We start from the raw sequence: 12,420 nt of genomic DNA on the forward strand, positions 1-12,420 counted from the left end.
TTTCGTTGCGTGTTTCAGCAACTAAATTAGCAAATACAAACCGAATAGAAAATCCGCGAGGATTTTCGTAAGTAAGCCTTTACTAGCAATGAATTATACACGGTGTTGTGCTTTCGTTATTTTTTTAACTCTTCCCTGATTAATTCTGATAATTCTTTTGTGGATTCTAATAAATTTTGCATATCCTTTAATAAGTTCTTTTCTGTAAAATTTTTTAGTGTAAAAGTTCCATTTGTGATATTAATAGCTGAAATAATATCTTGCTCTCTAATTAATTGATTTAATAATTTAGGATTAACATTTAAAGTAAAATTTGCAAGTCCAAGACCAATCGCATTTTGGCTATCCTCTAAATAAACATTATAATTCCCAGATGTAATTTTAATAATTTCGTTTTGAGTAGTTCTCAAATCTAGTAGGGCATTCCTAATTTCATCTGGCATTAACTTAATGTCTCCTGTAGATATTAAAGATTCTATGGTATTTGTATTAAAATTAGTATATCTAAATGTCAAATCTAGTGCCCTAATAAGAGGTACGACATCATTAATATTTTCTGCTTTAGGTAACTTTTCTAAATAATTTTGATACTTTGAAATACGCGAGTCGATATTTATAATGCTTCTGTTAATATAAATAGTGTCCTTTGCTAAATCTTGTAACACCTGTTCATAGTAATTATTCCGAATTTTTGAACTTTTTCTGTTTTCATTCCAATTATTAATCTGAAGTGCAATCAAAATACCAATAACAACGAGTATTATTTCCCCAATAGCATATTTAAGATACTTTCTTGTTTTTCCTTCGGAAAGTAAATTTCGTCTAATTTTTCTAAAGAATTTTATCATTGGTTATTGATAAGTTATAATGAAAATCAACATTTGTACTTGAATACTTCTTTGATTTCAATCGTACAATATTTATAGGGAAATCAATTCGAATTTTTACAAAAGTAAATTAGGTTTATTTGAGCGTATCACTAAGGGTTCCGCTCATTGAAGCAGGGAATGCTACAATTATTATTCTTTTAAAGGCCAAAGCATTATCTATTCCCCAAGGGCACTTTTCAATTATTGTTAAGATTAATGCAACTACTATTATTGAAATTATGTATGTTCCAAAAACTCTTTTTATAAAATCAACTACATACCCTTTTAAAGTTACCTTATAGAAATTAAAATAAACAAAAAGAGAGATCATTGAAAGGGATAAAATGGAGATTATAACAACATTAGAAGATCGTAATGTTTCACCTAATTCCCAAGCTTCTTCCGTTAACGAAACCGGAATTGCTAATAAAGCCGAGCCAATAATAACTTGTAATACATCTCTTGGTTTAAACTCGAGCATAATTGGTTTAAGAGCATAACTTATTATTTCACCAGTTTTATCGGCTATAGGAACAACTCTATGCAAATAACCTCCAATTCGCTTTATGGAAGTTTCCTTAATTTCTACTTTTTCTTTCATATTTTATTTTTTGATTTTTATTGAATTAATATATGAAATGTAGGGGAAAATATTTATTATATTCAATTATGAATTAAAGATATAATAAATTTTAAAATGAAAGGTTGGTCAATTTTTATTAAGTAAAATCATTTTCTTAATAAAGAAATTAAATTATCCTCTGTAATTATAAAAGATTACATCTATCTTTAAATTCTTAAATATTATCATTAATGGTATTTGTTATTACCATTTTTATATGAGATTAATAAAAATATAAAATGAAAAAAGTAATCAAACTGCTAATAGCTGTAATGGTATTAATCTCCTGTGAAAATAAAAAGGAGGTTATCTCGGTGGATGCTGAAAATTGGAAAGAACGTGTGCTTTCAAGAGAATTAGATGGTTCTCTCATTTCAGGAACAACGTATCTGTCAATTTATTCACAAATTTATAATAGGACAGAACATAGAACGCATGACCTTGTAGCAACGGTCAGTATGAGAAATACAAACAGAACTGATTCTGTATTTATTGAGAAAGTTGATTATTTTAATACAAAAGGCGATTTAATAAGATCATATATTAATAAACCAATATATATTGGCCCGATGGAGACAGTTGAAATTGTAATAGATGAATTAGATAGAGATGGTGGAACAGGAGCTAATTTTTTATTTGATTGGAAAATGAACCATTCATCGAACGAGCCTTTTTTTGAAGCTATAATGATTTCAACCTCCATGGGGCAGGGATTATCATTCACGACGCAAGGAAAAAAATTAAAGTAATAACTAATTTAGTGATTAAAAATGAATGAACTTATTGCGACTTTTATTTTCTTTTTTGCGGTTATAGATCCAATCGGATCAGTTCCGGTTTTTATTTCAGTAACGAATAATTATAATGAAAAAGATAAGAGAAAAATAGCATTCAAAGCGGTTTTTATTTCTGCGATCATATTATTGTTTTTTATTTTAATAGGAGAGTTAATTCTTGACGCTATAGATATACCCCTTTCTGCTTTTCAAATTGCAGGAGGAATTGTACTATTTCTTTTTGCACTTACTATGATTTTTGGTGAGAGTAAACCTGAATCTGAGATAAAATCTATTAAAAATACTACCGAAACTGCTATTTTTCCATTAGCAATACCATCAATTGCTAGTCCTGGAGCAATGCTTGCAGTAGTTTTATTGACAAAAAACTCAATATATAGTGTTTGGGAACAATTTCAATCTAGTATTGTACTTCTTGGCGTGCTCTCAATTGTATTAGTTTTATTATTACTGGCTACAAAAGTTCATAAATTAATTGGAAATGGTGGAGCGAGTATAATAAGTAGAATAATGGGATTAATTTTATCTTCTGTCGCCATCGCAAATATTATTGATGGTATTAAAGAATCATTCAATCTAATATAATTTGATATTAACGCGATAGGCCGATCCAACAAAGGGCTATATACAAACTTATAATCCAACTTTATTTAGCCCTTCTATTACATGTGAAATTAAGGAGTCTTCTTTAATATATTTAGCAATCAGTTTAGCCCCTTTTTCTTTAAAGTCAGGTCGCAGTTCTAATAATTCTTCAAAGTTGGACTTGGCGGCCTCTGTATTGTTAAGTTGCCCATAGGTTGCTGCTCTTAGCAAAGGCCCCCAATAAAATCCGGGAATATGGTAGTTGTTAGCTTCTTTTAGCGCTAATTCATATTCTTCCTCTCGATAATAATAAAGACAGGTAACTCCATATAACCATTTTGGCACTTCAATATTATTTTCAAAAACCAGATCTAATAACTCTTTACCTTTAACCCATTCACCAAATAAACATAAAAACATGGCAAATGCACTCAGCCGAAATGAGCTATTAGATATCCTAGAAATGGTTTCGTCGCAAATGTTATAGAATCTTTCTTTTTCTCCATACATAAAACATTTAAAGGCAACCGCTACACGCACGAATATATTATCTGGATTTAGAGAGCATGCTTTTTCGGCAAATTCTCCTAAATTTTTATATGCCTCTTCTTCTCCAGGCATGTCAAATGCATAAATATCTCCATATAAATTAGCTTTCATTGCCCATAATATGGCTGAATTTGGTCTATTAGTAAGAGCTTTCTCAACAGAATTTAGAAGTTCTACCCATAACTCTTCAGATAATAGAGTTTGATAATAATAATACTTTAACATGAGCATGTAGTCACTCAAATCAACATTTTCACCCTCAAGTAGAAGTAAGGTGTTTTTTTTGTTAATCAATCCATACTCAGAACCTATTTTTTTCGCTACTTCTGCAGAGATATTACTTTGAACATCAAAAACATCATCTTTTTCCATGTTTATCTTAAAGTTATCTCCCCAAATTCTATGATTCTCATTAACATCAATTAAACGAATAGCAACATTAATAGTATTTCCAAATGCAGCTACATCACCGTCAATCAGGTAATTGAATCCTAGTTCCTTATAGTTGTCAATAGCAGATTGATCCAATATATCCTGTTGAGGCCTATTTACTGAACCAATAATTCTTAAATCATTAAACCTAGCAGAAATAGAAGCTAGTTCTTGAGAAAGACCAAAACAGAGAAAATCTAAATCTTGTTTTTTAGATATATTTCTAAATGGTAAAACCGCTAAAGTAGGTTTTTCATGAATATTTAAAGCGTTATGCTTACCAATGTCTTTCAACTTTGGCTCCTTAGTATTGGTTTGCTCGATAAAGTTAGGTATGTACTTACCTTTTGGAATCTCAATTTTTATAGGGTTATTCACTCCTTCTTCTAAATAATAGAGTCTCAGCAATCTTCTTAATCTTCCGGCATTAATTCTTACTAACGCATTCAAATCAGGATCAAAATTGTTTGGTTGTTCGAAAACATCCACACCAATAGAATAACCTTTTATATTATTACCTCTACCTTCAACAAGTTCCGTTGTTAGGTACGTAATAAATTTTTTCATTCTTGGTTTTGTTTGAAACTCTTTACTCTCACAAACACGTTTTAACTCTTCTAAATATGAAATAGTGTCAATTTCTTTTACACTCATAAAATCATGATAAACAATTATTTAAAGGTAAGTTTTACCGTAACATACGGTAAATAACTTACAGAGGTCGAATTCACAACCTACATTTGCACTGTTAATACATAAAAACAAATATAATGAAATTTCCAATTCGATAAAATTCACGTTTGAATCGAGAAATTTAAAACTTAAAAAACCTAGAAATTATGAAAATAAAGAAAGTTATGATAGCAGGAGGAGGAACATTAGGTTCACAAGTAGCATGGCAAACCGCATTTAGTGGGTTTGAAGTAGTTGTATATGATGCTTTTGAAAAAGGTTTAGAAAACAGTAAAGCATTTCACCAGCAATTTGCAGACTTATTCATGAATACTCGAAATGCTTCAAAAGAACAAGTAAATGCAGCCCTTTCACGCTTAAATTATACTACGGATATAGCAGAAGCTGCTAAAGATGCGGATATTTTGAGTGAATCTGTACCGGAAGATCCAAAGATCAAATCAGAATTCTATTCAGAACTTGCAAAAGTGGCTCCGGAAAAAACAATATTCACTACAAACTCATCAACTACACTCCCAAGCGACTATGCTGAATTTACTGGAAGACCCGAAAAATTTCTTGCACTTCATTTTGCAAACGGTATCTGGGATGCAAACGTAGGAGAGGTTATGGGGCATCCTGGCACCGACATGAAGATTTTTGATCAAGTGGTAGAGTTTGCAAAAGCAATAGGGATGGTTCCTATTCCTATATACAAAGAGCAAAACGGTTACGTTCTAAACTCTCTACTTGTACCATTTTTAGGTGCTGCTTTCGATCTTTGGAAAAACAAAATATCGGATGCAGAATCTATTGACAAGACTTGGATGATTTCCACAGGTGCAAAAATGGGGCCTTTCGGATTTATGGATATTGTAGGTGTCAATACGATGTATAACATTGAAGCATATTGGGGTGAAAAATTGAATGACCCAGTGAAGTTGGAAAACGCTCGTATCCTCAAATCTGAGTTTATAGATAAAGGGCATCTCGGAGCGAGTACAGGGAAAGGCTTCTATGAGTATCCGAACCCAAGTTTTGAAGCACCCGATTTTTTAAAATAAAAACAGACAAATCCTAATAAACCAAAAAAAAATGAAAACACTAAAGTTAAATGCCCTAATAGTAGGATTAGTAGTAGTTATAACCCTAGTTTGCAACAAAGCTTACACCCAAGAAAAATCACCTTATATGGGTGGTAATGTAGAATTGGTAGAAGCACCAAACGGGGCAATTGTAAATTCTAAGGCATTAACTGTATTGCCAAAAATTACGTATACCGAGCCGGTTGTGGAAAAATTAGCCGAAGGATTGTGGTGTGTTGGTGGATATTCTTTAGCTAATACCATTGTAATTGAAGGCGATGATGGACTTATTGTATATGATACCGGAGACACAAAAGATGAGGGAGAACACATAAGGAAAGCTATTGAAACCATAAGTGATAAGCCAATAAAAGTAATTGTTTACAGTCACTCACATTATGTTTTAGGCGCTGGGGCCTTAGTAGATAACCCCGATGATGTTTTAGTTATTGGGCATCCAAAACTTAATGAGACCGTAGAGTCCAGTCTACAAGGAGGTGGTTCGCCATCGGCCATCCCAGAAGTTGGTCCAATAATGACTTCAAGACTTCTAACTCAGTTCAATAATTTTGTGCCAACTGAAGGGAAAGATGCGGCTATTAGTGGAAAACTAGAATTAGGGAAGCCTCATGCTTTTCTGCCTGCTACTAAAACAGTACAAAACGGTGAAACCATTGAGGTTTTAGGTGTTAAGTTGCAGTTTTTCACTGAATTTACTTCAGACGATTTCAATTTAACTGTTTATGTTCCAGAAAAAGATTTGGTCATGAATAATTTTTTATGGCCTGGCACACCCAATGTTTATACCCTTAGAGGTGGTGTGTACCGTGATCCACTTATTTGGAGAGACGGTTTAAAAGTTATTCGTGATTTACAGCCTGAAATTTTAGCAAATACACATACGCGTACTATTACAGGAAAGAAAGAAGTAATGAAAAGACTTACAGGTTATATGGATCAATTGACACTAGTTTATGACCAGACACTTAGAGGTATTCTAGGTGGTTTGACACCAGATGAGTTAAGACACTCCATTTACATTCCAAAACATATGGAAGAAATTCCTGAAAATGCCCAAACTTATGGTGAAATTGTTCATTTTCCAGAAGCCATTTATCAATACGTAATTGGTTCATTTGACTGGGACGTAACCAAACTATTTGCGATTAGTCCAAAAGACGAGGCTGAAAGAATGGTAGAACTTATGGGTGGTAAACAAAAAATTATAAATGAAGCTAAGAATACCTTGGATAATAAAGAGTATGCTTGGGGTGCACAGTTGATTCAATATGTCTATTTGTTAGAGCCAACAAATAAAGAGATTCGAGACATAAAAGCAGAATTATTAAGACAAATGGCTTATAGGACCACAGGATCGATTTCACGAGCATTTTTGCTTACTGAGGCTTTAACTCTCGAAGGTAAAGCTAGTTATCCAAAATTAGTGCCACCATCGGTAGAAGTGATTAATGAGTCGCCAGAGACCTTTATTAATTATTTCAGAGTTAGAATTGACCCTAAGAAAAGTGAGAATTCTGATAAAGTGATTGAGTTTGTCTTTACCGATAAAGGAAACACATCAGTTGCGCTTCATATAAGACGTGGTATTGCGGAGTATGTTCCAGTTCCGGCTGATCATTATAAAGAGGCTGATTATGTTATTAAACTTGATTCAAAAACTTGGACGGCACTTTATTTAAGTTCAATTGATTTAAAGGGAGCGATTAATACAAACAAAGTTTCATTGTTTGGAAATCAAACTGAAGTAATAGAACTTTTAGAAATGTTCGATAAATTTCAACCGACAAAAAATTATAAGATTCCACCGTTAGAGGATTAATTCGTATCAAGATAAAAAGAATTAGTAGAGAAAACACAAAATACTATTAAGCAGTGGCGTCTCTATGGCGTTACTGTTTATGACTAGACAGATAGAAATATATTGAGGAATGAAGAGTAATAGCGTCTAAAACTCTTTATAGGATGCATGTTTTGTAACCGTAACATACGGTAAATAACTTATATAGCATGGTGGTTAGATTTATATTTGCACTGTAATTAATACAACTCTTTAAAAAATTGGAATTAAACAATAGAAAAATGAAAACTTTAAAACTAACATTACTGATATCCTTAACATTTTTTATGGGTACTGAAGTAAACTCACAAGACAAAAGCGCATACATGGGGGGGCAAGTTGAAATGACTGAATTGCCTAATGGAGGAATTATAAACAAGGATGCACCTGAATTATCCAAGCAAACGTGGAATCACGAACCTGAGGTTGTCAAAATTGCAGATGGAGTTTGGAGTGTTGAAGGATTTGCTCATGTTAATTGTGCAGTAATAGAAGGAGAAACGAGTTTGATTGTATATGATTCAGGTAATGAAAATGCAGATGGGCAGAAGTTTTTAGAGGCTATTCGACAAGTAAGTGATAAACCTATAAAAACTGTACTTTATAGTCATTCACACTACGTTTGGGGAACAAGGCCCATGCTGGAAGGAGCCGAAGACTATATGGTCATAGGCCACCCTAACCTCAACAACAACATTTTGGAAAGCGGTGGGCTGGGTTCATCCATCCCGGAGTTGGCTCCGGTTTTAACGGCTCGCGCATATGAACAGTTTGATGTGTACAACCCAAGCGAAGGTCCGGATGCTCCATTGGCAACAACGCCTATTGGATCTTCCGATAAAGAATTTGTAGCCATTACACATCCAGTAACTAATGGTCAGGAAATGGTCGTAGATGGCGTAAAAATGCAGTTCTTCACTGACTACCACAGTGATACCGATGATTGTTTAGCGGTCTATTTTCCTGATAAGGGATTGGTAGTAAATAATTTGTATTGGCCAATTTATGGTAACTTATATACTTTGAGAGGGTCGCTTTATAGAGATCCGCTACCTTGGATGGAAGGTTTGAGGTTAATCAGGGATTTGGAACCAGAGCACTTGATTAGTACGCATACGCATTCCATCAGTGGCAAAGATAAAATTTCCGAAGCTCTCACAAATTACCACGACGGATTGGCCTATTTGTACGACCAAACCCTGAGAGGAATTTTGAATGGTGAGACTCCGGATGAAATGCGACACAGCATTGTATTACCCGAACATTTGGCTAATTGGCCTAACAATCAGAGAACCTACGGTGAACTGAGTTATTACCCTCCTAATATCTACAATTATGCTTTAGGTTGGTTTGATGGAAATACGACCAATTTGAATAAAGTTCATCCAGACCTGGAAGCTCAGAAAATGGTAGAAGGTTTTGGTGGTAAGGATAAGATGATGGAGGAGGTTAGAAAATCAATGACTTCAAAAGAATATGCCTGGGTTACACAGCTTACCGATTATCTCTACAAAGTATATCCTAACGATCAAGAGGTGCGTCAACTGAAAGCTGATGCTTTGCGAAAAATGGGGCAGTTAACGATCGGATCTATACCAAGATCATGGTATTTGTCTCAGGCTCGTGCACTGGAGAATAAAGTTGAGATCCCATATATGATATTACCTTTGAAGGAACAAGTTTTGACCACAGCACCAGGAACCTATGTCAATTTGATGCGTGTTCGAATCAACCCTGAATTAAGTAAAAACACTGATAAGGTGATCGTATTTGAATTCAAAGACCTTGATGACTCTGCAAAGTTTGGTTTACACATCAGAAGAGGGGTAGCAGAATACATTACAAACCCAGACAACTACTATCAAGAACAGGAAATGACCCTTCAATTACCACGCGACTTGTTTGCTGCTTATTATATTGGAGAAATTAGTTTGCAAGAATTGATTGACAGTAACCAGGTTGAAATCAAAGGAGGGAAAGAAAAAGCAATTGAATTGTTAACGCAATTTGATCAGATCGATCCATCGAATATGAAACTAAAATTTTGAAATTAGTTGGGTTTTGGCAGCCGTAACATACGATTTTCACTAATATTAAATTACACTAAATTCAAAAACAAAACATAGGCAGATATGAAAGCTATAAAAACAAATTTAACCTTTACCCATGCACTTACGTTTATAACCATGCTGTTAGTAGCATATCAAACCAACGCACAGTCAGATCAGGAAGCTGTTGTACAGTCTGATCAGGAAGCTATTGCACAAAAAATGCAAAACCCTTTGTCTAATATTTCTGCATTACCAATTCAGAACAACTTTTTATTTGGAGCAAGTCAAAATGATGAACTTGGGTATGGATTATCGTTTCAACCCTTACACTCTTCTTCATTTGAAAAATTTAACATTGTTCATCGTGCTGTTTTTGGAGTAGGATATACCCCAGGTATTACAGGTGGATTGGCTGGTTTACCACAGGGTGCTCCTGATGATGGAGAAATAGATGGAACTTGGGGAACTACTGATTTGAATTATTCTTTTTTTTATACTCCCAAAAAGGCAAATAAAGTAGCTTGGGGAATAGGACCATCAGTAAATCTCCCTACTGCGTCTGATAATCGTTTGGGAACAGGAAAATGGAGCGCTGGTTTATCTGGAGTATTAGTGTTTCAAACAGGAAAATGGACCTTTGATTGGGTCATGAGACAGACGTGGTCCTTTGCTGGAAACGAAAACAGACGTGATGTTAATCAAATGGTTTTACAGCCTTTGATCGCATATAATCTAGGAAATGGGTGGGTGGCCAGTACGATGCCTTCCATAAGTGCTAATTGGGGCTTTGATGATGGACAGAAATGGACGATCCCATTAGGTGCAGGATTTACTAAAGTTTTATTTATAGGTAAAACACCAATGGCTCTTACTGCTCAATACTACTCTTATGCAGTGAGACCTGATCTTGCTCCTACATCTGAATTTAGAATAGGCACGACTATTGTATTTTCTAAATAAGCTTAGTTTCGTGATGCTAGAGGATTGAAGATTAAAAATTAAAGAAAATGAGTAATATAGTAACGGAGAAATCAATCGAAGCATTAAAAAATGATTTTCCAGAGCATAAGGAAGTCATTGGTTTAATTTCTGAGAATACAGAGTTATTTATGGAATTGGCAGCCGATTATTACATATGTAAACGCAATATTCATTTTACAGAGATGGATCAAAAAAAGAGTATTTCCGAAGAATATAAATACACATTAGAACAACTTAAAGAAGAAATAGAATTATTCTTAAATAGTAATAAAGTTTTACAAAAATAAATCTTAACAATATTAAAATGAAAACACTAATCAAAAAAACAAAAATATTAGCAATCTTGCTTATGGTCTTTCTTTCCTTAGGAGCCTGTAAAACGAAACCTACTAAGACTGTAACCTGTGAAACGGCTACAATCGTTGACCTGCCCGAAGTAACTATCGTTTCAGTTACACAAGAAACTGGCATGGCACCACATTGTAAGATTGCCGGAATCATAGGAACGGATATTAAATTTGAATTGTTATTACCTCATGACTGGAATGGAAAATTCGTCATGGGTGGTGGAGGAGGATATGTAGGGTCTGTAATCAATACTGCATTAGCCTATGGTGTTCTACAAAAAGGTTATGCAACCGTAGGGACAGATACAGGGCATGAAGGACACCCACTGTCAGGTAGTTGGGCATTAAACAATCCAGAAGCCATTGTGAATTTTGGTCATCTTGGGGTACATAGAACGACCGTTACGGCTAAAGCTATTATTGAGGCCTATTATGAACAAGAAATTGATTATAGTTATTTCTTTGGCTGCTCAAGAGGTGGAGGTCAGGCATTAATGGAAGCACAACGATATCCCGATGATTTTGATGGTATTGTTTCAGGTGCACCTGCTTATGACTGGGTTAACGGAATTGGTGCGGGTATGGTACATAATCAGAGATATATGTATCCTAATCCTAATGAAATAGGAGATCCGTTAATTTCTAGAGATGATTTGCAATTAGTATTTGACACTTATATGGCTATGTGCGATAAATTGGATGGAGTAGAAGACGGAGTGCTTTTGGACCCAAGAGCCTGCCCTTTCGACATAGAGTCATTGCTTTGTGAAGGCGAAGAGAACGGAAAATGTTTATCTCAGGAAAAAGTTACGGCGTTAAAAGCAATTTATGAAGGCCCAAAAGGAGAAAATGGTCAAATTTTCCCTGGATTTCCTATTGGTTTAGAAACAAATTTAGACGGTTGGTTTAAGTGGATGACAGGAGGTGTAAATCATTTGGAAGATGCTGATGAATTTCAGGCTGGAGTTACATCAGAAATCGAAGCACCCGTTGTACCAAATGCGCAGTTTGGGTTTGGTGTGGATATGTTAAAATATTTTGTTTATCACGATGAGAACTGGGATTATGTTGACTATGATTTAAACCAACTTGAGTATGATGCAAGAGTAATTGCTAAAACAATGAATGCTACAGATCCAGATTTATCAGAATTTAGATCAAATGGAGGGAAATTATTAATGTACACAGGATGGGGAGATATGGCAATTACACCTTTAGGTACTATTGCCTATTATGAAGATGTGATAAAAAATGATCCAACGGCCGAAAAGGATGTGAAACTCTTTATGATGCCGGGTGTTGGTCATTGTTTTGGCGGCGATGGACCATTTTGGGTAAATTGGGTAGATGAAATTGATAATTGGGTAAGTGGATCTAATACTCCAGATCAAATAGCTGTTTATTACTTGGATGAAACAATGCAACCAACAGGAACAAATAAACTATGCCCATATCCTCAGGTGGCGATATATGATGGAACAGGAGACCCTAAAGACATTTCTAGTTATTCTTGTGGTGAATTAAGGATAGAATAATCATAAAAGTCTTCTGTTTGATCAGAGGACTTTTATT

General features: G+C 34.5%; 11 protein-coding genes. 8 read left to right on the forward strand and 3 right to left on the reverse strand.

What is annotated here, in order from left to right:
• Window positions 1-116: 116 nt before the first annotated feature.
• Both RM519_RS07185 and RM519_RS07190 read right to left on the reverse strand, forming a co-directional pair.
• A complete protein-coding gene (locus RM519_RS07185; RefSeq protein WP_311593003.1) occupies window positions 117-848 on the reverse strand; it encodes a DUF6090 family protein in 732 nt (243 codons plus the stop codon).
• 115 nt (window positions 849-963) lie between these two features.
• Window positions 964-1,470, reverse strand: coding sequence for a DUF2391 family protein (locus tag RM519_RS07190; RefSeq protein WP_311593004.1), 507 nt, complete (start codon window positions 1,468-1,470; stop codon window positions 964-966).
• Between the two features lie 260 nt (window positions 1,471-1,730).
• On the opposite strand from RM519_RS07190, the gene RM519_RS07195 reads away from it, so the two are divergent.
• Both RM519_RS07195 and RM519_RS07200 read left to right on the forward strand, forming a co-directional pair.
• Window positions 1,731-2,240: a DUF3124 domain-containing protein gene (locus RM519_RS07195; RefSeq protein WP_311593005.1), complete on the forward strand. Its 510-nt coding sequence runs from the start codon at window positions 1,731-1,733 to the stop codon at window positions 2,238-2,240.
• A 21-nt stretch (window positions 2,241-2,261) separates the two neighbouring features.
• A complete protein-coding gene (locus tag RM519_RS07200; protein WP_311593006.1) occupies window positions 2,262-2,873 on the forward strand; it encodes a MarC family protein in 612 nt (203 codons plus the stop codon).
• A 48-nt stretch (window positions 2,874-2,921) separates the two neighbouring features.
• On the opposite strand, the gene RM519_RS07205 is transcribed toward RM519_RS07200, so the two are convergent.
• A complete protein-coding gene (locus tag RM519_RS07205; protein WP_311593007.1) occupies window positions 2,922-4,508 on the reverse strand; it encodes a hypothetical protein in 1,587 nt (528 codons plus the stop codon).
• Window positions 4,509-4,693: 185 nt separating this feature from the next.
• Between RM519_RS07205 and RM519_RS07210 the strand changes: the two genes are divergently transcribed.
• From RM519_RS07210 to RM519_RS07235, 6 genes are all read left to right on the forward strand, one after another.
• Window positions 4,694-5,590 (forward strand): 3-hydroxyacyl-CoA dehydrogenase, encoded by an 897-nt coding sequence (locus RM519_RS07210; protein WP_311593008.1) that lies wholly within the window; start codon window positions 4,694-4,696, stop codon window positions 5,588-5,590.
• 31 nt (window positions 5,591-5,621) lie between these two features.
• Entirely contained in the window at window positions 5,622-7,451 is a 1,830-nt protein-coding gene (locus RM519_RS07215; protein ID WP_311593009.1) for an alkyl sulfatase dimerization domain-containing protein, read from the forward strand.
• Window positions 7,452-7,711: 260 nt separating this feature from the next.
• Window positions 7,712-9,517 (forward strand): alkyl sulfatase dimerization domain-containing protein, encoded by a 1,806-nt coding sequence (locus RM519_RS07220; RefSeq protein WP_311593010.1) that lies wholly within the window; start codon window positions 7,712-7,714, stop codon window positions 9,515-9,517.
• A gap of 84 nt (window positions 9,518-9,601) precedes the next feature.
• A complete protein-coding gene (locus RM519_RS07225) occupies window positions 9,602-10,480 on the forward strand; it encodes a hypothetical protein (protein WP_311593011.1) in 879 nt (292 codons plus the stop codon).
• 47 nt (window positions 10,481-10,527) lie between these two features.
• Window positions 10,528-10,788 (forward strand): hypothetical protein, encoded by a 261-nt coding sequence (locus RM519_RS07230; RefSeq protein WP_311593012.1) that lies wholly within the window; start codon window positions 10,528-10,530, stop codon window positions 10,786-10,788.
• A 17-nt stretch (window positions 10,789-10,805) separates the two neighbouring features.
• Window positions 10,806-12,383, forward strand: a complete 1,578-nt coding sequence (locus tag RM519_RS07235) for a tannase/feruloyl esterase family alpha/beta hydrolase (RefSeq protein ID WP_311593013.1) — start codon at window positions 10,806-10,808, stop codon at window positions 12,381-12,383.
• The last annotated feature ends 37 nt before the right edge of the window (window positions 12,384-12,420 follow it).

It is taken from the genome of Urechidicola vernalis, assembly GCF_031846385.1.
Classification (GTDB): domain Bacteria; phylum Bacteroidota; class Bacteroidia; order Flavobacteriales; family Flavobacteriaceae; genus Urechidicola; species Urechidicola vernalis.